At 60.5% G+C, this 20,418-nt stretch carries 16 protein-coding genes and 2 tRNA genes; 6 read left to right on the top strand and 12 right to left on the bottom strand.

The window, feature by feature from the left end; genetic code table 11:
* Positions 1–252: 252 nt before the first annotated feature.
* Positions 253–1,566: an MFS transporter gene (locus M0808_RS19420; RefSeq protein WP_098968455.1), complete on the top strand. Its 1,314-nt coding sequence runs from the start codon at positions 253–255 to the stop codon at positions 1,564–1,566.
* A gap of 6 nt (positions 1,567–1,572) precedes the next feature.
* On the opposite strand, the gene M0808_RS19415 is transcribed toward M0808_RS19420, so the two are convergent.
* On the bottom strand, positions 1,573–2,943 hold the full coding sequence (locus M0808_RS19415; protein WP_247842161.1) for a gluconate:H+ symporter: 1,371 nt from the start codon (positions 2,941–2,943) through the stop codon (positions 1,573–1,575).
* Positions 2,944–3,182: 239 nt separating this feature from the next.
* On the opposite strand from M0808_RS19415, the gene M0808_RS19410 reads away from it, so the two are divergent.
* The 3 genes from M0808_RS19410 to M0808_RS19400 all read left to right on the top strand — a co-directional run bounded on the left by M0808_RS19410 (position 3,183) and on the right by M0808_RS19400 (position 5,981).
* Positions 3,183–4,499: a PAS domain-containing methyl-accepting chemotaxis protein gene (locus tag M0808_RS19410; RefSeq protein ID WP_027612245.1), complete on the top strand. Its 1,317-nt coding sequence runs from the start codon at positions 3,183–3,185 to the stop codon at positions 4,497–4,499.
* Positions 4,500–4,673: 174 nt separating this feature from the next.
* Positions 4,674–5,273 carry a flavin reductase family protein gene (locus tag M0808_RS19405; protein WP_247842160.1) on the top strand — a complete coding sequence of 200 codons (600 nt, stop codon included), beginning with the start codon at positions 4,674–4,676 and terminating at the stop codon, positions 5,271–5,273.
* A gap of 75 nt (positions 5,274–5,348) precedes the next feature.
* On the top strand, positions 5,349–5,981 hold the full coding sequence (locus M0808_RS19400) for a LysE family transporter (protein ID WP_150368466.1): 633 nt from the start codon (positions 5,349–5,351) through the stop codon (positions 5,979–5,981).
* Positions 5,982–6,061: 80 nt separating this feature from the next.
* Here M0808_RS19400 and ggt read toward each other — a convergent pair whose 3' ends face one another.
* On the bottom strand, positions 6,062–7,894 hold the full coding sequence (gene ggt, locus M0808_RS19395; protein WP_247842159.1) for a gamma-glutamyltransferase: 1,833 nt from the start codon (positions 7,892–7,894) through the stop codon (positions 6,062–6,064).
* 270 nt (positions 7,895–8,164) lie between these two features.
* Here ggt and M0808_RS19390 point away from each other — a divergent pair, with 270 nt between their 5' ends.
* The gene (locus M0808_RS19390) at positions 8,165–9,274 is read left to right on the top strand and encodes a DUF2817 domain-containing protein (protein WP_247842158.1); all 1,110 of its coding nucleotides are present in this window, start codon (positions 8,165–8,167) and stop codon (positions 9,272–9,274) included.
* Positions 9,275–9,383: 109 nt separating this feature from the next.
* On the opposite strand, the gene M0808_RS19385 is transcribed toward M0808_RS19390, so the two are convergent.
* Together M0808_RS19385 and M0808_RS19380 are read right to left on the bottom strand one after the other, a co-directional pair.
* Positions 9,384–9,460, bottom strand: a tRNA-Met gene (locus M0808_RS19385).
* A 115-nt stretch (positions 9,461–9,575) separates the two neighbouring features.
* A complete protein-coding gene (locus M0808_RS19380; protein WP_247842157.1) occupies positions 9,576–11,633 on the bottom strand; it encodes a methyl-accepting chemotaxis protein in 2,058 nt (685 codons plus the stop codon).
* A gap of 333 nt (positions 11,634–11,966) precedes the next feature.
* Between M0808_RS19380 and M0808_RS19375 the strand changes: the two genes are divergently transcribed.
* Entirely contained in the window at positions 11,967–13,184 is a 1,218-nt protein-coding gene (locus tag M0808_RS19375) for an MFS transporter (protein ID WP_247842156.1), read from the top strand.
* A 187-nt stretch (positions 13,185–13,371) separates the two neighbouring features.
* On the opposite strand, the gene ychF is transcribed toward M0808_RS19375, so the two are convergent.
* The 8 genes from ychF to M0808_RS19335 form a co-directional block, all read right to left on the bottom strand.
* Positions 13,372–14,472: a redox-regulated ATPase YchF gene (gene ychF, locus M0808_RS19370; RefSeq protein ID WP_047599160.1), complete on the bottom strand. Its 1,101-nt coding sequence runs from the start codon at positions 14,470–14,472 to the stop codon at positions 13,372–13,374.
* Positions 14,473–14,494: 22 nt separating this feature from the next.
* A complete protein-coding gene (gene pth / locus M0808_RS19365; RefSeq protein ID WP_003228164.1) occupies positions 14,495–15,079 on the bottom strand; it encodes an aminoacyl-tRNA hydrolase in 585 nt (194 codons plus the stop codon).
* Positions 15,080–15,248: 169 nt separating this feature from the next.
* The gene (locus M0808_RS19360) at positions 15,249–15,851 is read right to left on the bottom strand and encodes a 50S ribosomal protein L25/general stress protein Ctc (protein ID WP_007967646.1); all 603 of its coding nucleotides are present in this window, start codon (positions 15,849–15,851) and stop codon (positions 15,249–15,251) included.
* A 141-nt stretch (positions 15,852–15,992) separates the two neighbouring features.
* On the bottom strand, positions 15,993–16,934 hold the full coding sequence (locus M0808_RS19355) for a ribose-phosphate pyrophosphokinase (RefSeq protein WP_003171603.1): 942 nt from the start codon (positions 16,932–16,934) through the stop codon (positions 15,993–15,995).
* 45 nt (positions 16,935–16,979) lie between these two features.
* A tRNA-Gln gene (locus M0808_RS19350) sits at positions 16,980–17,054 on the bottom strand.
* 37 nt (positions 17,055–17,091) lie between these two features.
* Positions 17,092–17,943: a 4-(cytidine 5'-diphospho)-2-C-methyl-D-erythritol kinase gene (ispE, locus tag M0808_RS19345; RefSeq protein ID WP_003228157.1), complete on the bottom strand. Its 852-nt coding sequence runs from the start codon at positions 17,941–17,943 to the stop codon at positions 17,092–17,094.
* A 3-nt stretch (positions 17,944–17,946) separates the two neighbouring features.
* A complete protein-coding gene (lolB, locus tag M0808_RS19340; RefSeq protein ID WP_095136807.1) occupies positions 17,947–18,564 on the bottom strand; it encodes a lipoprotein insertase outer membrane protein LolB in 618 nt (205 codons plus the stop codon).
* Between the two features lie 3 nt (positions 18,565–18,567).
* Positions 18,568–20,292 carry a tetratricopeptide repeat protein gene (locus tag M0808_RS19335; protein WP_096797286.1) on the bottom strand — a complete coding sequence of 575 codons (1,725 nt, stop codon included), beginning with the start codon at positions 20,290–20,292 and terminating at the stop codon, positions 18,568–18,570.
* Between the last annotated feature and the right edge of the window lie 126 nt (positions 20,293–20,418).

The raw sequence follows: 20,418 nt of genomic DNA, 5'->3' as shown, positions 1-20,418 counted from the left end.
TGGGAGCGGGCTTGCTCGCGAATGCGGTGTGTCAGTCGACGCTGATTTGGCTGACACAGCGCATTCGCGAGCAAGCCCGCTCCCACAGGTTTTCACCAGGTGCGGCTGGAGACTGGTCTAAACAGTAAATCAAGCCTGGCTGTTTTGTGAGCTGGTTTTGCGAAACCGGGACTATGGTCTAACGGGTTGTCCCCAGGTGGATTTGCGTAGACCATGGGCGCCTTGGTTTTTTGCCTGCCAGAGTTCTTTGCCATGACTGCCCAATCCACAGCCCGACCGGCGCCGTTCAGCCGCTCCGACTACAAGACCCTCGGTCTTGCGGCCCTCGGCGGGGCGCTGGAGATCTACGATTTCATCATTTTCGTGTTCTTCGCCCTGACCCTCAGCCAGTTGTTCTTCCCGCCGGAAATGCCCGAGTGGCTGCGTCTGCTGCAAAGCTTCGGGATCTTCGTCACCGGTTATCTGGCGCGCCCGCTGGGCGGAATTCTGATGGCGCATTTCGCCGATCGCCTGGGCCGAAAAAAGGTCTTCAGCCTGAGCATCCTGATGATGGCGCTGCCGTGTCTGCTGATCGGGATCATGCCGACTTATGCCCAGATCGGCTATTTCGCGCCGCTGCTGTTGCTGGCGCTGCGCATCCTGCAAGGCGCGGCGGTCGGCGGCGAAGTGCCGAGCGCCTGGGTGTTCGTCGCCGAGCACGCGCCTGCCGGGCATCGCGGTTACGCGCTGGGCTTTTTGCAGGCCGGGTTGACCTTTGGTTACTTGATTGGCGCGCTGACCGCGACTTTCCTTGCACAAGTGTTCACCCCGGCGGAAATCCTTGATTACGCCTGGCGGTATCCGTTCCTGCTCGGTGGTGTGTTCGGCGTGATCGGTGTCTACCTGCGCCGCTGGTTGAGCGAAACCCCGGTGTTCATGGCCATGGAAGCCCAGCGTGAAGCGCGGGTCGAACTGCCGCTGCGCACGGTGCTGCGCGAACATCGTCTGGCGATGTTGCCGGCGATGCTGCTGACCTGTGTGCTGACGTCGGCGGTGGTGGTGTTCGTGGTCATCACCCCGACCATGATGCAGAAAACCTTCGGCATGACCGCCAGCCACACCTTCGCCCTGAGCGCGTTGGGCATCGTCTTTCTCAACATCGGTTGTGTGATTGCCGGATTGCTGGTCGATCGCATCGGTGCCTGGCGCACGGTCATGCTTTATAGCCTGCTGCTGCCGTTGGGCATTGGTGTGCTTTATAGCTGTCTGATCATGGGCGGCAATTGGGTCGGGCTGGCGTATGCCGTCGCCGGCCTGGGCTGCGGTGTGGTCGGCGCGGTGCCATCGGTGATGGTCGGGTTGTTTCCGGCGCGGATTCGCGTGTCGGGCATCTCCTTCACCTACAACATTGCCTACGCCGCGTGGGCGAGCATCACACCGCTGTTGCTGATCGGTCTGATGCCGTGGAGCCCGTGGATCTGCGTGATGTTCTGTGCGGTGATGGGTGCGGTTGGCATTGTCAGCGCGGCGTATTTCGGTTCGCGCATGAGCAGTGTCGGGCGCCAAGCCGTGGCGCCCTGTTCCTGACGAGTGTCAGGTCAACCAGTGCCACCACAATAACGTCCCCACCAGTCCCACCACCGAGACAATGGTTTGCAGAATCGACCAGACCCAGATCGTCTGTTTGAGTTGCAAGCCAAAGTACTCGCGGACCATCCAGAAGCCGGCGTCATTCACGTGGCAGAAGAACACGGAGCCGGCGCCAATCGCCAGCGCCACCAGTGAGCTTTGCGTCGCGGCGAGCCCCGCCATCATCGGCGCCAGAATCCCCGCCGTCGTCGTGGTCGCGACTGTCGCCGAGCCGGTGGCCTGACGCAATGCCACGGCAATCAGCCAGGCCAGCAGCAGGTAGGGCATGTGCGCACCCTCGGCGACTTTGCTGATGGTCTGGCTGACGCCGGCATCCAGCAAGGTCTGCTTCAAACCGCCGCCGGCACCGATGGTCAGCAGCAACACGGCAATCGGCGCCAGGCTTTTGCGCAGCGTGCCGCCGACCTGTTCGCGCGGCATGCCGTTGGCCCAACCGAGGCAGATCACCGCCGCCATCACCGCAATGCCCAGCGCCACCAACGGTTCGCCGAGGAACTTCAGGGTCAGGGCGACGCTGCTTTCGGGGGGCATCGCGACTTTGGCCAGGGTGCTGCCGAGCATCAGCAGCACCGGCAACAGAATGATCAGCAGCGACAGGCCGAAGCTCGGCTGACGCGGCGCTTTCGGCGAGGCGCTGAACAGTGCGCCGAGCTCTGCCGGCTCATCGACGTGCATGCGTTTCGACAGCCAGTTGCCGTACAGCGGCCCCGCCAGAATCACGGCCGGAATCGCGATGCTGAAACCCAGCAACATGGTCAGCCCAAGGTCGGCATGCAACGCACTGACCGCGATCAGCGGCCCGGGATGCGGCGGCATCAGGGCATGCAGGGTGGTCATCCCGGCCAGCGCCGGAATGGCGATTTTCAACAATGGCTGACCCGAGCGGCGGGCCATGACGAAGATGATCGGCACCATCATCACCAGCCCCACTTCGAAGAACAGCGGCAGGCCGATCACCATCGCCACCAACGCCATGACCCACGGCAGGGACTTGCCTTTGCCCAGCCCGAGCAGCGTCGAGGCGATACGGTCGGCAGCGCCGGACTCGGCCATCAGTGCGCCAAGCATCGAACCCAGGGCAATGATGATCCCCGCTTCTCCGAGAATCGCCCCGGCGCCTTTGCTGAACGCCTTGGCTACGTCTTCCGGCGGCAGACCGGCGCCGACACCGGCAATGAAAGTGCCGATCAGGATCGAGAGAAAGGGCGGGAGTTTAGTGGCACTGATCAGGACGATGATGGTGGCAATCGCCACCAGACAGCAAAGAATCAGGCGGGTGTCATGCACCATCCAGGCAGCGGTCGATAAATCCAAAACGGCACTCCTTATCGGGCGGATACCTGCAACATGTTGTTGCAATTTTCCCTGAGGATACCTGAAGTGGCCGGGCCAGAGCGGCGGCTTTTGTAACGGCTCAGTGGAGTGATCGATAGGAGTAAAAGCCCGGCGGGATTATTTTTGACTGACCGGTCTCGAACGCTCTTCAGAAAAGTTTTCCAAGGCCGATGGTTAAGCTGCATCCCGCTTTCTACCCTGCCTATCGGTACTTTCCCATGTTCAACAAACGCCTCAAGCAAGAGCTGGCTACGCTTCGTGAAGAACTCTCCAGCCTGCTGCAAGTGAAGGAAAGCCTGGAAAGCGAGATGCTGGTGCTGACCCTGGAGCCTGATGGCCGGATTCAGTCGGTCAATCAGAACTTCCTCGGCGAGATGCTCTACAAGAGCCAGGATCTGGTGGGGCGCGCCATTGAAGACATCGTTCCGGCGCACGTGAAGGCCGATGACTTTCATCATCGTTTCAAGGCCGCACTCACCCGTGGCGAGCATTTCGCCGGAGCCGTGCGCTTGTTGCGTGGTAACGGCGAAGAAGCGTGGCTGCGCTCCATCGTGCAGCCGGTGCGCTCTTCGGACGGGCGGATCAAGCATTTCTCGATTTTCTCCAGCGACCTGACCCGCACCATCGAAGCCTCTCGCGAACACGAAAACCTGATCGGTGCGCTGGTGCGTTCGACGGCGGTGATCGAGTTCGATCTCAATGGCAACGTGCTCAATGCCAACGAGCGCTTTCTGCAGGGCATGGGTTACAGCCTGGCGCAGATCAAAGGCAAACATCACCGGATGTTCTGCACTCCCGAGGAATACAACAGCGCCGAGTACCAGAATTTCTGGCGTCGCCTGAACAACGGCGAGTTTGTCGCCAACCGCTTCAAGCGCGTTGACAGCCATGGTCGTACGGTGTGGCTGGAGGCGTCCTACAACCCGGTGGTCGATGCCAACAACAAACTGTACAAAGTGGTGAAGTTCGCCACGGTGATCACCGATCAGGTCAACCGCGAACAAGCGGTTGCCGACGCGGCGAGCATTGCCTACAGCACTTCGCAGCAAACCGACAGCACCGCTCAACGTGGCACTACGGTGGTCACCGAGGCGGTGAATGTGATGCGTGATCTGTCGCGCCACATGCAGGCGGCTGGTGAGGGCATCGAGGCACTGAACGAGCAGTCGCAGGTGATCGGTACCATCGTCAAAACCATCAGCGGCATTGCCGAACAGACCAACCTGCTGGCGCTCAACGCCGCCATCGAGGCGGCTCGCGCTGGGGAACAGGGCCGGGGCTTTGCGGTGGTTGCCGACGAAGTGCGGCAACTGGCCTCGCGCACCAGTCAGGCGACCGAAGAGATCGTCACCGTGGTGCGACAGAATCAGGAGATGGCGCGCAATGCTGTGGCGCTGATGACCGATGGCAAGCTTCAGGCTGAACAGGGCCTGGCACTGGCGGCGGAAGCGGGCACGGTGATCGTCGAGATCCAGGACGGCGCGCAGAAAGTGGTGGATGCGGTCGGCCAGTTTGCCAATCAACTCTCTAACTAATCTCCATTGATCCCATGTGGGAGCGAGCTTGCTCGCGAATGCGGTATGTCATTCAACATTGATGTAACTGACCTATCGCCTTCGCGAGCAAGCTCGCTCCCACAGGTTTTTCATCCGCCTTCTTTCTGTGGTCTGGCGCTACAATCTGTTCCTTTTTCCCCGGAGCAGATCCCCATGAGTGCTTCCCACCGCCGCCCGGTGCCCTTGAACAAAGCCTATCGTCTGCTCAATCACGGGCCGACCGTGCTGGTCAGCGCTGCCCATGACGGCCAGCGCAACATCATGGCCGCCGCGTGGGCGATGCCGCTGGATTTCGAACCGCCGAAAGTTGCGGTCGTCCTCGACAAGTCCACCTGGACCCGCCAGTTGCTCGAAGCGTCCGGCACTTTTGTGCTCAACGTGCCGTGCGTCAATCAGGCTGACATCGTGCAAACCGTCGGCAATACCTCGGGTCTGGAGATCCAGCAGAATCAGGGGCAGGACAAATTTCAGGCTTATGGCCTGCAAACCTTCGCTGGTGAAACCGTCGAGGCGCCTCTGCTCGAAGGCTGCGTGGCCTGGCTCGAATGCCGCTTGCTGCCGGAGCCGCACAATCACGAGCAGTACGACCTGTTCCTCGCCGAAGTCATCGCCGCCCAGGCCGATGAGCGGGTGTTCAGCGACGGGCGCTGGCATTTCGACGGGCATGATGGCTTGCGCACGCTGCACCACGTGGCCGGCGGGCATTTCCTGACGATTGGCGATGCGGTGGACGGTAAAACCCTGCCGCTGTGATCTGAACCTGATGGAAAACCAGCGCCGGATGTAGCAAGGTGTGGGGCATTGTCGAACCAATCAGGCGCTCGCCCCATGGACCTTTCGCTTTCCAGCTATCTCGCCCCGTTGCTGTCGCTGGCGCTGTTGTGGACGGTCGCGGTGGTCACCCCCGGCCCGAACTTTTTCAACATCGCCCAATTGGCGGTCAGCCGCTCGCGCCGTCATGGTGTAGTAGCGGCGCTCGGCGTCGCCAGCGGAACCGTGCTGTGGGGCCTTGCCGGCGGCTTGGGTATTCAGACCTTGTTCAGCGCGGCGCCTACCCTGTACCTGAGCTTCAAGATCGCCGGTGGCTGCTACCTGATCTATCTCGGCCTCAAGCAGTTCAAACGCAAAGCGCCGATTGCCGCCGGTACGCTGGATGAGTCGCAACAGACCCTGCTGGGCGCCTACGGGCGGGGCTTTCTGGGCAACATGACCAACCCCAAGTCGGCACTGTTCGTCGCCACCATCTTCGCCACCGCGATGCCGGCCCACGTCCCGCCGCTACTGCTGACGCTGGCCGTGCTGACCATGGCCACGCTGTCGTTCAGCTGGTATTGCAGCGTCGCGCTGTTCTTCGCCAGCCGCCGGATCGCGAGCGTTTACGAACGGTCGCGGCAATGGCTGGATCGCTTGGCCGGTGGTTGTTATCTGCTGTTTGGAGCGCATCTGGTGGCTAATCGCTGAGCCGGGTGATATTGCGCGTTAAACCCGTTGCATAAAAAAGGCTTACCTCGCGGTAAGCCTTTTCTTTTTCCTGCGTCGCCTCAATCCCCCAACGCTTCCCCTTCACGCCGTGGATCTGCGCCACCTTCCAGCGAGGCTTTCCCTTGCGCATCCTTGACCCGCACGATCGCCTGCGTGCCGCTGGTCATGTCGATTTCATTCACAACATGTCCCTTGTCCTTCAGCGCCTGAATCAGCGCCGGGCTGAACTGGCCCTGTTCCAGTTCGGTCGGGCCGTTGCGGCTGCCGAAGTTGGGCAGGCTGATGGCGCTTTGCGGGTCGAGGTTCCAGTCGAGCAGGCCGACGGTGGTCTTGGCCACGTATTCGATGATCTGCGAACCGCCCGGCGAGCCGACGCTGGCGAGGAATTCGCCGCTGTTGCGGTCGAAGATCAGCGTCGGCGCCATCGACGAGCGTGGGCGTTTGCCGGGTTCGACGCGGTTGGCGACTTTCTGCCCGTTCTCTTCGGGGATGAACGAGAAGTCGGTCATCTGGTTGTTCAGCAAAAAGCCCTGCACCATCAGGTGCGAGCCGAACGCCGCTTCGATGGTGGTGGTCATCGACACCGCGCCGCCCAGATCATCCACGGCAACGACTTGCGAGGTGGAGATGCGCAGCGGCGAGCGATCCGGGGCGTAGGCCACTTGCACGCCCGGCGGGGTGCCCGGTTGGGCGCTGCCCATGCTACGCTCGCCGATCAGGCTGGCGCGGCTGGCCAGATAACCCGGGTCGACCAGGCCTTTGACCGGTACCGGAACGAAATCGGTGTCGGCGACGTATTGCGCACGGTCGGCGTAGGCCAGGCGTTCGGCTTCGGCGATCAGGTGCACGGCTTGGGGATCGGGTTCGATACCGGCCGGTTTGTTGGTTTTCACGGGTTTGAGGGGCGTCAGCGACAGGCGCGGGTCGCGGCTTTCCAGCGCCTGCAAGGTGCCGAGAATCTGCGCCACGGCGATCCCGCCCGACGACGGCGGCGGCATGCCGCAGACCTGCCAGCGCTTGTAGTCGGTGCACAGCGGCGCGCGCTCCTTGGCCTGATAGCGCTGAAGATCATTCAGTGACAGGCTGCCGGGATTGGCGTGGCCCTGCACCTTGGCGACGATCTCTTCGGCGATCGGACCTTTGTACAGTGCGTCCGGACCTTCGCTGGCGATGCGCTTGAGCACGGCGGCCAATGCCGGGTTTTGCAGACGGGTGCCGACGGCTTTGACGCTGCCGTCGCGGTTGAGGAAGTAGGCGGCCATGTCCGGCGATTTACGGATCACCGGGTCGGATTCCAGCAGCGAATGCAGGCGCGGTGAAATCGCAAAGCCCTGCTCGGCGAGTTTGATCGCCGGCTCGAACAGCGTGGCCCATGGCAGGCGACCGTGTTGTTTGTGTGCCATTTCCAGCGCACGCAGCACGCCCGGAGTACCCACCGAGCGCCCGCCGATCTGCGCCTGCGGGAACGGCATCGGTTTGCCGTCGGCCTGCAGGAACAGCTTCTCGGTGGCACCCGCCGGGGCGGTTTCGCGTCCGTCGTAGGTGCGCACCTGTTTGCCGTCCCACAACACAATCATCGCGCCGCCACCGATCCCGGAGGATTGCGGTTCTACCAGAGTCAGCACTGCTTGCATGGCAATCGCCGCGTCGATGGCCGAACCACCCTTGCGCAACATCTCGCGACCGGCCTCGGCGGCCAGCGGATTGGCGGCAGCGGCCATGTGTTTACTGGCGTGGCGAGTCTGCAGATCGGTGCGGTAACCGGAAGCGGCCTCCGGCGCCAGCGGCAAGGTCGAGGAGGGCGGGGCGTTGCACGCGGCGAGGGTCAGGGCGCTGATGATCAGTGTCAGGGCAGGCAGGCGAAAGCGGCTCAGGGGCAGGGCTGGAAACACGTGGGGCTCTCCGTCCGTGGGGTGAAAGGTCTGACGGACTTTATCGACCGCTCGGTCGCGACGCAAACCGGTGGGCATTTTTGTCTTTCTTTTCCGGGCGGATATTCGCTAGGGTCAACCGCAATTGATCGGACGCATACGATCCCTTGTAGGAGTGAGCCTGCTCGCGATAGCGTCATCACATTCAACATCATTTCTGACTGACCCACCGCTATCGCGAGCAGGCTCACTCCTACACAGGTCAAGCCATAAAAATCACAAGAGGCCGATATGCACAGCGAGTTTCCCACCGAATCCAGTTACCGTGATCAACGCGAACAGTTTTTGACCGCCGCCCAAGCTGCCGGAGCCATGCTCACCTCCTACGCCCATCCGCGTTGCGGACCGTTTGGCGAACCACTGAGCACCGATGTCGCGGTGCTCGGAGACCCGCAGGCAAAGCGCCGACTGGTGGCGCTCAGCGGCACTCACGGAGTCGAGGGCTATTACGGTTCGGATTGCCAGATCGACTGGCTGAAGACTTTCGTGCCGGGCTCGCTGCCCAAGGATGTCGCGGTAGTGATGATTCACCTGATCAACCCCTGGGGTACGGCGTGGCTGCGGCGGGTCAACGAAGACAATATCGACCTCAACCGCAATCACCTGGATTTCACCGCCCCGCTACCGGACAACCGCGCCTACGCCACGCTGCACGAGATCTACGCCTGCACCGATTTGCACGGCCCCGAGCGTAAGCGCGCCGACGCCTTGCTCGACGGGCAAATTACCGAACACGGCTGGCCGGCGGTGATGTCGATTGTCGAGGGCGGTCAGCATAGCCATCCCGATGGACTGTTCTATGGCGGCCGCGCGCCGAGTTGGTCGAATCGCACGTTGCATCAGATCATCGACGCGCATCTGGCAGGCGCGCAAACCGTGATGTGTTTCGACCTGCACACCGGCGCCGGCGAATACGGTCATCCGATGTTGCTGACCATCACCCAGGCGCCTTACCCGGCGTTGGCGCAAGCACAGTCGATCTACGGCCCATGGTTGTACACCTTGCACACCGGCGCCGAAACGTTGAGCGAAACCGGTGTCGCCGCGACGGCTACCGGGTACACCTCACAGGCATTGCTCAATGCGTTGCCGGGCGTGCAACTGATGCCATTCGTGATCGAGTGCGGAACGTATCCGGGGCCAGACGTGCATCGGCATTTGCGCGATGACCATTGGCTCCATCTGCATGGCGATCCGCTGGATGCGACGGGGCGGGCGATCAAGTTGAAACTGCTGGAGCAGTTCTATCCGGCCGATCCGGACTGGCGGGCGATGGTCGGGTTGCGTACTCGGCAGATCTGGGCGAAGGGGCTGATGGCCCTGTCGGCAGAGCAGACCTGAACAGGTCAGGATTGGCATTGTGGTGAGGGATTTATCTCCTCACCACAGAGGGCGGTTTTCTCGAGGCATAAAAAAACGGCCTACCTTTCGGTAAGCCGTTTTTAGTACTTGGTGGCTACACAGGGACTTGAACCCCGGACCCCAGCATTATGAATGCTATGCTCTAACCAACTGAGCTATGTAGCCAAGTGGCGCGCATTATTCCCCTGAAATGGAAAAGCGTCAAGCGTAAATTTAAAATATTTCTTCTTATTTTCAACCGCTTATCCTCCGACCCCGGAAATCGGGGCTGGGCAGGGCGTCAACGCAGCTGGAATCTCGCGGTATTGGCGCTCAACGCATGGCTGCCTTGGCTCAGCGTGTCCGCTGCGAGGTTCACCGCCCGCGCACCTTCAAGCAAACGCATCGCCGCCTGATCGACCTGCTGGATATTGCCGCTGACTTCATCGGCGGTGCTCGCCTGTTCCTCAACGGCGGTGGCGATCTGCGCCAAGGTGTCAGTGACACTTTGCACCGCGCTGGCGATTTCACCAAGACGTTCACCAAGACCGGTCACGGCTTCAGCATCCGATTGTGCCTGGCCGCACGCGGCCTCCATCAGACTCACCGCTTCGTTGACCGTGGCGCGCAAGCTGTCGACGGTGCCGGCAATCTGCGCGGTCGATGACTGGGTGCGCTGCGACAGGCTGCGCACTTCATCGGCGACCACGGCAAATCCGCGCCCTTGTTCGCCGGCGCGTGCCGCCTCGATCGCAGCGTTGAGCGCCAGCAGGTTGGTCTGCTCGGCGACGCCACGAATGGTGTCGACCACCAGTTGAATCTGTTGCCCCTGTTCGCTGACTCGACCGAGTGCCGCTGCGGTTTCGTTGAGGCGTTGATTGAGCTGCTGAATGCTCGCCGTGGTGCGCTGGCTGTCGCGGCTGCTGTCGGCGGCGATGCGCCGGGTGTGCTGGGCGCTGCCGGAAGCCTGTTCGCAACTCTGCGCCACACCTTGCGAAGTGGCGGCCAGTTGCGTGGCAGCGGCGGCGATCTGGCTTATCTGCAACTGCTGCGCTTCGACTTCGCTCAGCGCGCCGCTGGAATGATCGTTGAGGCTGCGCACCGCGTGGCTCAGTTGCGAGGTTTCGTGATCGACCCCGAGCATGCTCGCGCGCAGTTGCACCACCGCGACGTTGAGCGCGGTGCTGATCGCCGCCAGCTCATCGCGGCCCACCACCGGCACTTGCAGGCTGAGATTGCCGTCACGCAGGGCCTCGGCCAGCAGAGTAATGCCGCTGGCGCTGCGGCGGATCGAAGCCTGCAAACAGACGAACAGGTACAGCGCCGCCAGCAACAGGCAACCGAACACGGCGGCGACCACGATGAACTGGCGAATCGCCGAGGCGTGGTAAGCGTCCAGGCGCTGATCCAGCGACAGCAGCGATTGCTGGCGCAACGAGGCGAGATCACCCAGCAGAGCATCGAGGCTGCGTTCGAAGTCTTCAGGCTTGAGGGTAATGCTGCCACCGAACACGCCGTCATCCAGCACCTTCAGCCCAGCGTCCAGACGCTTGAGGCTGTCGTGGTATTGACCGGCCCAGGTTTGCAGATCGCTCGGCAGGCGCGCTTCGAGCAGGCCTGCCGTTTTGACAAGCTGCTCGCGGGCGTCGCCGATGCGGCCGCGCAGGTCGCGTAGCTGCAAGCGGCTTTGCAGGGTGAATTGTCCCGAGACCACCGAAGCTTGGCCGACGGCGGCGAGGCGACCCACGCGCTCGATCAGATCCGGTGCGTGCTGCGTGGAGATCTGCGTCAGCAGATAGGTTTCCAGCCATGGCGCCAGCGTCAGGCGGTTGTCCATGACGATTTGCTCGCGCAAGGCTTGCAGGGCGCTGAGAGCATTGGTGAAACGGTCGTAACCATCCGGCCACCAACCGACGCCGCTCAGGCTTTTCGAATCCAGACCACCGAGCGCGGTTTGCAGGGCTTGATAGCGGGCGAGGGTTTCGCCTTCGGCACCTTCATTTTTCAGCGCGTTGCCCAAATCACTGGTGGCTTGCTGGACGGCTGGTTGCACCGCGTCAAACGCCGCCATGGCAGCGAGGGTGGCCGGGGTTGGCTGGCGATTGGTTTCGGTGGCGCGCCAACGGGCGGCGCGGTCACGCTGGGCGGCGAGCAGGTTGTCCAGCGCATCGAGGCTGAGCAACTGCCGCACGCCGGCGCGTTCGCCGGAAATCAGGTTGAGCTTGTCGCGATAGTCCTGGCCGATCATCAACAGGCTGCCGGCCAACGGCAGAATGAACAGCAGAAACAACAGCTGGAATTTACGTGCGAAGCCAAACCGCCCCAGCAATTTGATCCCCGGTGAAAGGAAAGCCTGCATGCCTCATGACTCCTCTGGACACCACGCACCAATGGCGTGCATCGCGGTCGTGCGACCTGGATGTCGTGCCCTGCTAAAAGGCCTCGAAAGTTCACTCTCGCCCGCTCTGTAGGCCGGCTCTGTAGCGAAACTTCCCATTCTCGGCTGCCTTTGTAAGGCGGCTGCGTTCGAGGAGAGAAGCAAGGCAAGATTCAGACCATGGCGTTGAGCTATCACTTCGCGTGCGACGGTCAGTCAGTTAGTTAGCTGGCTAAGGGGATGGCGCTGGCGCACCGAAAAATGGCACATTGACGCACCTGCCTGCGTGCACCCATCTGCTGTACGGAAACTTTCATGGCTATCAGCAACGTTCAGACCGCCGCTGCCTCGGCGTCCGCTCCTCCGCAAAGCAGCCCGTTGGTGATGCGTATCATCGGCGCGGTGGCGCTGGCGCATTTGATCAACGACCTGATTCAGTCGGTGCTGCCGTCGATTTATCCGATGCTCAAAGCCAACTATGGCTTGAGCTTCACCCAGGTCGGCCTGATCACGCTGACCTTCCAGTTGACCGCTTCGCTGTTGCAGCCGTGGGTCGGTTATCACACTGATCGCCATCCGAAACCGTGGCTGTTGCCGGCGGGTTCGGTTTGCACGCTGATTGGCATCGTGATGATGTCAGTGGTCGGCAGTTTTCCATTGATTCTGTTGGCGGCGGCGCTGATCGGTATCGGCTCCTCGACTTTCCACCCCGAGGCTTCGCGGATCGCGCGGCTGGCCTCGGGCGGGCGCTTCGGTCTGGCGCAGTCGACCTTCCAGGTCGGTGGTAACGCCGGTTCTGCGTTCGGCCCGTTGCTGGCGGCGGCGATCATCATTCCGTTCGGTCAGGGCAACGTGGCGTGGTTCGGTCTGTTCGCAGTGTTTGCACTGTTCGTGCTGTATCGCATCAGCCGCTGGTACGCCCATCACCTCAATCTGTTCAAGCTCAAGGCCGGTCAGGCGGCGACTCACGGGTTGTCGAAGGGCAGGGTGATCAGTGCGCTGGTGGTGCTGGGTCTGTTGGTGTTTTCCAAGTATTTCTACATGGCCAGCCTCACCAGCTATTTCACGTTCTACCTGATCGAGAAATTCGACCTGTCGGTGGCCAGTTCACAGCTGCACCTGTTCCTGTTTCTCGGCGCGGTGGCGGCGGGGACGTTCTTTGGCGGGCCGATTGGCGACAAGATCGGGCGTAAGGCGGTGATCTGGTTTTCCATTCTCGGCGTGGCACCGTTCACCTTGCTGATGCCTCACGTCGATCTGTTCTGGACCACTGTCCTCAGCGTGTTGATCGGCTTCGTTCTCGCCTCGGCGTTCTCGGCGATTGTGGTTTACGCGCAGGAACTGGTGCCGGGCAATGTCGGGATGATCGCCGGGGTGTTCTTCGGCTTGATGTTTGGTTTCGGCGGGATTGGTGCGGCGCTGCTGGGGCATCTGGCGGATGTGCACGGTATCGAGTACGTGTATTTCCTGTGCTCTTTTTTGCCGTTGTTTGGCGTGCTGGCGATTTTCTTGCCGCGCACCAAAAAAACCTGACCTGCACAGTTCAAACTGTGGGAGCGGGCTTGCTCGCGAAGGCGGTGTATCAGTCGATATTAATGTGGCTGACCCACCGCCTTCGCGAGCAAGCCCGCTCCCACAGGGGGATTGGTGGTGTTGCAAACAAATCTGTCAGGCACAAAAAAGCCGCGTATCAAACGCGGCTTTTTCTTGGGCGTGTCGCTTACACGTTGAAACGGAAGTGCATTACGTCGCCGTCTTTGACGATGTAGTCCTTGCCTTCCAGGCGCCATTTACCGGCTTCCTTGGTACCGGCTTCGCCCTTGTACTGGATGAAGTCGTTGTAGGCGATGACTTCGGCGCGGATGAAGCCTTTCTCGAAGTCGGTGTGGATCACGCCAGCAGCTTGTGGTGCGGTGGCACCGACGCGGACGGTCCAGGCGCGGACTTCTTCGACACCGGCGGTGAAGTAGGTCTGCAGGTGCAGCATTTCGTAGCCGGCGCGGATCACGCGGTTCAGGCCAGGCTCTTCCAGGCCCAAGGCCTCGAGGAACATGTCTTTCTCTTCGCCGTCATCGAGCTCGGCGATTTCCGCTTCGATCTTGTTGCACACCGGAACCACCATGGCGCCTTCTTCTTCGGCGATGGCCTTGACCACGTCCAGGTGCGGGTTGTTCTCGAAACCGTCTTCAGCGACGTTGGCGATGTACATGACCGGTTTGGTGGTCAGCAGGTGGAAGCCCTTGATCACCGACTTTTCATCAGCGCTCATGTTCTTCATCAGGCTGCGCGCAGGCTTGGCCTCGGTGAAGTGCGCGATCAGTTGCTCAAGCAGAGCTTTCTGAACCACGGCGTCCTTGTCACCGCCCTTGGCGTTGCGCGCGACTTTCTGCAGTTGCTTCTCGCAGCTGTCGAGGTCGGCGAAGATCAGTTCCAGGTCGATGATTTCGATGTCGCGCTTCGGGTCGACGCTGTTGGACACGTGGATCACGTTGTCGTCTTCGAAGCAGCGCACCACGTGAGCGATGGCGTCGGTTTCGCGGATGTTGGCCAGGAACTTGTTGCCCAGACCTTCACCTTTCGAGGCGCCGGCCACCAGGCCAGCAATGTCGACGAATTCCATGGTGGTCGGCAGGATGCGCTTCGGATTGACGATGGCCGCCAGGGCTTCCAGGCGCGGATCCGGCATCGGCACGATGCCGCTGTTCGGCTCGATGGTGCAGAAGGGGAAGTTCTCGGCCGCGATACCGGATTTGGTCAGGGCGTTGAACAGGGTGGACTTGCCGACGTTAGGCAGGCCGACGATGCCGCAATTGAATCCCATGGTGTTTCCCCTCGGATTAGAGTCAGGCCTTCTGGCTGTGCAGGTTTTTCATCGCGCGGTTCCATTCACCGGCGAGGATATCCGGCAGCACGCCGAGGGCAAAGTCGATGCTGGCATCGAGTTTTTCCTGTTCGGCGCGTGGCGCACGACCCAGGACGAAATTTGAAACCATACTGGCGACGCCCGGGTGGCCGATGCCAAGCCGCAGGCGGTAGAAAGTATTCTGATTGCCCAGTTGCGCAATGATGTCGCGCAACCCGTTGTGACCGCCATGGCCGCCGCCCTGCTTGAGCTTGGCGACGCCCGGAGGCAGGTCGAGTTCGTCATGCGCCACCAGGATTTCTTCAGGCTTGATGCGGAAGAAACCGGCGAGTGCCGCCACGGCCTGGCCGCTGCGGTTCATGTAGGTGGTGGGAATCAGCAGACGAACATCCTGACCCTGATGCGAGTAGCGCCCGGTCAGGCCGAAATATTTGCGATCGGCCACAAGGTTCACACCTTGCGCGGCGGCGATACGCTCAACAAAAAGGGCCCCTGCGTTATGCCGGGTCTGTTCGTATTCAGCGCCTGGATTTCCCAGGCCAACGATCAGTTTGATGGCAGTCACGATAGGGGCCCTTCCTTGGAGTGGTGGTTAACATCGCCGCGATCAGTGAAGGCGGCGAAAGTGGACGAAAATTGCTCATTTACCATGAATGTAAACTCCGCGTTCCCGCCCGCTTTCTCGCTACGTTCCAGTCCGCGATGTTTCACTCACTCCGACGAACAGAGTGAAATTACTCTGCTGCGCCTTCTTCGGTAGCTTCTGGAGCAACACGTGGAGCGTGGACGTTGGCTACTGCCTTGTCATCGCCGTGTGCCAGAGCAACGAACTCGACACCTTTAGGAGCTTTGAGGTCCGACAGGTGAACGATGGTGCCGATTTCAGCGTTAGCCAGGTCGACTTCGATGAACTCAGGCAGGTCTTTTGGCAGGCAGGAAACTTCGATCTCGGCAACAACGTGCGAGATTTCGCCGCCTTTCTTCACTGGAGCAGCTTCGTTGATGAAGTGCACAGGAACGATAGCGGTCAGTTTCTGGCCAGCTACAACGCGTACGAAGTCAGCGTGCATCACGTGGCCTTTGGCCGGGTGACGTTGCAGGGCTTTGATCACGACGTTTTGTTTCTTGCCACCAACGTTCAGCTCGATGATGTGGCTGTAAGCCGCTTCGTTTTCGAGCAGTTTGGCAACTTCTTTGGCCAGCATGCTGATGGATTCAGGGGCTTTGTCGCCACCGTAAACAACAGCTGGAACCAGAGCGGCGAGACGACGCAGGCGGCGGCTCGCACCTTTCCCCAGGTCGGAACGCACTTCAGCATTCAGAGTAAAATCGTTCATTTTGTATCTCCAAAATAGCCATGACCGAGTGGCGTTTGCGACCAGCGCCAAACACGGTATGGGCAAAAAAGCCCCGCCCCGACAGGAATGCCGGGGCGGGGCGCTTTTCGTCAACGAGACATTTCGAGAAGGGCAGGGCCCTTAACGGAACATCGCGCTGATCGATTCTTCATTGCTGATGCGGCGAACCGCTTCGGCAACAACCGGTGCGATATCCAGTTGACGGATACGTGCACAGGCTTGTGCTGCAGCGGACAGCGGGATGGTGTTAGTCACCACCAGCTCGTCCAGCACGGAATTTTCGATATTCTCAATGGCCCGACCCGACAGCACAGGGTGTGTGCAGTAGGCAAAGACCTTGGCTGCGCCATGCTCTTTCAGGGCCTTGGCCGCGTGGCACAGAGTGCCGGCGGTATCGACCATGTCATCGACCAGAATGCAGGTACGCCCTTCGACATCACCGATGATATGCATCACTTCAGAGTGATTGGCTTTCTCACGGCGTTTGTCGATGATCCCGAGATCCACGCCCAGGGATTTGGCAACAGCCCGTGCACGCACGACGCCACCAATGTCCGGGGACACGATCATCAGGTTTTCGAAGCGCTGATCTTCAATGTCATCCACCAGAACCGGGGAGCCGTAGATGTTATCTACCGGAATATCGAAGAAGCCCTGAATCTGGTCAGCATGCAAATCAACCGTGAGAACACGGTCGATGCCGACTACGGTAAGCATGTCAGCAACGACTTTCGCGCTGATAGCCACACGTGCGGAACGCGGACGGCGATCCTGACGGGCATAACCAAAATAAGGAATAACAGCAGTAATACGAGTAGCCGAGGAGCGGCGGAAGGCATCAGCCATCACTACCAGTTCCATCAGGTTATCGTTGGTCGGAGCGCAAGTCGGCTGAATAATGAAAACGTCTTTACCGCGAACGTTTTCATTGATCTCGGCAGTAATTTCGCCGTCGGAAAATTTGCCGACAGAGATGTCACCGAGAGGGATATGCAGCTGACGTACAACACGCCGAGCCAGATCGGGGTTAGCGTTCCCCGTAAAGACCATCATCTTGGACACGCGCAGTACCTAGAGGCTGAGGGTAACCTGGATGAGTATAGAAAATGGCAGGGGCGGCTGGATTCGAACCAACGCATGGCAGGATCAAAACCTGCTGCCTTACCGCTTGGCGACGCCCCTGTATCTGTTGCTTCAAGTGCCTTGCACTTGATTCCTTTTAGAGCAGACTTTGCAGCTTGCGATGCAACATCGAAACGTTGCTTCCTTTCGCTACAAACCCTGTAAGGGTCTCTGTCAGAAGGGCCGAGACTTTATCAGCTTCAGCTTTGCTTGGGAAGCCCCCAAACACACAACTTCCAGTTCCGGTGAGTTTTGCTTCGGTAAATTTACCTAACAAATCCAATGCGTTACGTACTTCTGGATAACGCCTTGCAACCACCGGCAAGCAGTCATTTCGACTGTTTCCCTCGGGAACGGGGCGCACTTTAATGGGCGGCGTGTTACGTGTCAACAAAGGATCGGAAAAAATTTCTGCCGTACTTACAGAGACTTGCGGCACAAGCACCAGATACCACGGTTCTTCGGGGTCGACCGGGGTCAGTTTCTCGCCCACGCCTTCGGCAAAAGCTGCATGGCCACGGACGAAAACCGGCACGTCTGCACCGAGCGAAAGGCCCAGTGCCGCGAGGCGATCTTCATCCCAGCCCAGTTGCCACAAGTGATTAAGGCCGAGCAGGGTGGTCGCCGCATTCGAGCTGCCGCCACCGATCCCGCCGCCCATGGGCAGCACCTTGTCGATCCAGATGTCGATGCCGAGTGTGCAGCCGGACTGTTGCTGAAGCATTTTCGCCGCGCGCACGATCAGGTTGCTGTCGTGGGGCACGCCAGCGAATTCGGTGTGCAGCTGAATCACGCCGTCATCGCGCACGGCGAAGGTGATTTCGTCGCCGTAATCGACAAACTGAAACAGCGTCTGCAATTCGTGGTAGCCGTCCGCGCGGCGTCCGAGAATGTGCAGCATCAGGTTGAGCTTGGCCGGCGACGGCAGCGTCAGACGTGGAGCGGTCATGCTTTATTGCCCCAATTTGCGCGGTTGCCAGGTCTTGATTACCAGCGTCACGTCCAGATCGGTGCCGTGCAGCTTGATCCGCTCGGGCAGCCAGTAACCGTTTTGCTCGGCGTAGCTGAGGTACTCGACCTTCCAGCCGTCCTGTTCCAGATTGGCCAGGCGACTGTCGTTATCGAGGGTCAGACGGCTTTTGCTGCTGGGGGCCGGCAGGCCACGAACCCACCAGGCCAGATTCGACACCGGTAGCTTCCAGCCGAGTTGCTCTTCGAGCAGCGCTTCCGGTGACTCGGAGTCATAGCGGCCCTGATTGGCGACTTCCAGCGAAACCTTGCCCGGGCGCCCGGTCAGACGTGCCGCGCCACGACCCAGCGGGCCGGACAGGCGAATGTCATAGTAGTCCTGGCGTTGCAGCCAGAACAGCGTGCCGCTACCGGAATCTTTCGGTGCGCGAATGCCGATCTTGCCGTCGATCTGCCAGCCGTCGAGGCCGGTCAGCTGTTGTTTGTTCGCGGCCCACTGAGCCGGACTGCCGTGGCCCTCGACCGATTCGCGAGCGCCGAAACCCGCGCAACCGGCGAGCAGGGCGATGAAGCTGAAAACAATAACGTGGCGCAAAAACATGAGTTAAAGAGTCTCGGATCCGGTCAGGCGCTTGATGGTGCTGCGCAGGATGGTGCTGTCGGGCTGATCTTTGAGGTACTTGCCCCAGACTTGTTTGGCCTCGCGCTGATTGCCCTTGACCCACAGAACTTCGCCCAGGTGCGCGGCGACTTCGTGGTCCGGGAAACGCTCGAGCGCCTGACGCAGATATTTCTCGGCGTCGTCCAGGTTGCCCATGCGAAAATTCACCCAGCCGAGGCTGTCGAGTACCGCCGGGTCTTCCGGATTGATCTGGTGTGCCTGTTCGATCAGGGCCTTGGCTTCAGCGTAGCGGGTGGTGCGATCGGACAGGGTATAGCCCAGCGCATTGAGCGCCATGGCGTTGTCCGGGTCGCGCTTGATGATCAGACGCAGGTCTTTTTCCATCTGTGCCAGATCATTGCGTTTTTCCGCGAGCATGGCGCGGGTGTAGAGCAGATTCAGATCGTCCGGGTATTGCTGCAAGGCTTTATCCAGGGTTTTCCAGGCCTTGTCGTCCTGTTTGTTGGCCGACAGGGTTTCGGATTCGATCAGATACAGCTGGATCGCGTAATCCGGCTGGGCATCGCGCTCGGCCGCCAATTTGCTCTGGGCTTCGGCGGTCTTGCCGTTGTTCATCAGAATATCGGCCTGACGCAGTTGCGCCGGCAGATAGTCATTGCCAGGGCCGACCTGCGCGTATTCGATCAGCGCGCCCTGCGGGTCGTTGCGTTCTTCGGCGATGCGACCGAGGTTCAGGTGTGCCGAGTCAACGTGGCTTTCCCGGGCGATCAGGTCTTCCAGGTAACCCTTGGCCTCGTCCCAGGCCTTGGCTTCCAGGCACACCAGTGCCAGCGAATAACGCAGTTCGTCGTCTTCCGGGTATTGCTGAACGAGGGTGGAGAACTCGACCTTGGCGTCATCCATCCGGTCCTGTTCAACCAGCGTGCGCGCATAAGTCAGGCGCAGGCGTTTGTCGTCCGGGTATTTCTTGATGCTTTTCCGCAACAGCGGCAGGGCTTCGTCGCCACGATTCATGGTTTGCAGCAGACGCGCGCGCAGCAGGATCGGCGCAATCTCGCCTTCTTCCGGCGGGTTGTCTTCGAGCAGGGTCAGGGCGGCTTTATTGTCGCCGTCCTGTTGCAGCAGCAGGGCCTTGCCGAAAATCAGCTGGCTGTTCTTCGGGTGGCGCTGTAGCAGACGGTCGAAACTTTTCATCAGGCCGTTGCGGGTTTCCTGATCGGTATCGGCCGCCGACAGGGCGAGGAAGTCGAAATGGGTGTCGCCCTTGCCTTGCAGGACTTTCTCCATATAGACCATGGAGTCGTCATAACGCCCGGCGCGGGCCAGTTGCACGGCGGCGGCGCGTTGCGCTTCCAGGTCGTCCGGAGCGTTTTTTGCCCAGATCAGGGCGGTATCCAGCGCAGGCTGGTCGGCACCGAGGTATTCGGCGATGCGGAACGCGCGCTCGGAAACCCCCGGGTCCTGAGTATTGATCGCCTGGGTCACGTAGTTGTCCAGGGCAATGTCGAACCGATTGCGCTGGCCGGCGAGTTCGGCGCTCAGCAGGCTGAAAACGGTTTCCTCGCTGAACGAGCTGTAAACCTTGGGTTTTTCAGGCGTGGACGCGGTGTCTTCGACCGGCGGGGTACCGTCCGGCGAAACGGGTGCCATGGCCTGGCAGCCGCTGAGGAAGACAAAAGCAAGGAGCAACGCGGAAGATCTATTCATATAGGAAGAGGACGACTAACCTGCGGTCGGATCATCATGACACAAGCCTTCGGCCAAACATAACCGAGTCTCGAATGTGGCCTTTATAGTGGCCGACAATTGGGACAATAGTCAGCGGTAGTTGTT

Source organism: Pseudomonas sp. MWU12-3103b, assembly GCF_023100615.1.
In the GTDB taxonomy this organism is placed as follows: Bacteria; Pseudomonadota; Gammaproteobacteria; order Pseudomonadales; family Pseudomonadaceae; genus Aquipseudomonas; species Aquipseudomonas putida_A.
This window is presented reverse-complemented; position numbering and strand designations above follow the sequence as displayed.

What these genes read in the sequence shown, in the direction of transcription:
- M0808_RS19390 (WP_247842158.1), top strand. Translation starts at nt 8,165, where the DNA reads ATGCACAGCGAGTTTCCCACCGAATCCAGTTACCGTGATCAACGCGAA.
- lolB (WP_095136807.1), bottom strand. Translation starts at nt 18,564, where the DNA reads ATGTTTTTGCGCCACGTTATTGTTTTCAGCTTCATCGCCCTGCTCGCC.
- M0808_RS19400 (WP_150368466.1), top strand. Translation starts at nt 5,349, where the DNA reads ATGGACCTTTCGCTTTCCAGCTATCTCGCCCCGTTGCTGTCGCTGGCG.
- ychF (WP_047599160.1), bottom strand. Translation starts at nt 14,472, where the DNA reads ATGGGATTCAATTGCGGCATCGTCGGCCTGCCTAACGTCGGCAAGTCC.
- M0808_RS19420 (WP_098968455.1), top strand. Translation starts at nt 253, where the DNA reads ATGACTGCCCAATCCACAGCCCGACCGGCGCCGTTCAGCCGCTCCGAC.
- ispE (WP_003228157.1), bottom strand. Translation starts at nt 17,943, where the DNA reads ATGACCGCTCCACGTCTGACGCTGCCGTCGCCGGCCAAGCTCAACCTG.
- M0808_RS19360 (WP_007967646.1), bottom strand. Translation starts at nt 15,851, where the DNA reads ATGAACGATTTTACTCTGAATGCTGAAGTGCGTTCCGACCTGGGGAAA.
- M0808_RS19410 (WP_027612245.1), top strand. Translation starts at nt 3,183, where the DNA reads ATGTTCAACAAACGCCTCAAGCAAGAGCTGGCTACGCTTCGTGAAGAA.
- M0808_RS19405 (WP_247842160.1), top strand. Translation starts at nt 4,674, where the DNA reads ATGAGTGCTTCCCACCGCCGCCCGGTGCCCTTGAACAAAGCCTATCGT.
- M0808_RS19380 (WP_247842157.1), bottom strand. Translation starts at nt 11,633, where the DNA reads ATGCAGGCTTTCCTTTCACCGGGGATCAAATTGCTGGGGCGGTTTGGC.
- M0808_RS19335 (WP_096797286.1), bottom strand. Translation starts at nt 20,292, where the DNA reads ATGAATAGATCTTCCGCGTTGCTCCTTGCTTTTGTCTTCCTCAGCGGC.
- M0808_RS19375 (WP_247842156.1), top strand. Translation starts at nt 11,967, where the DNA reads ATGGCTATCAGCAACGTTCAGACCGCCGCTGCCTCGGCGTCCGCTCCT.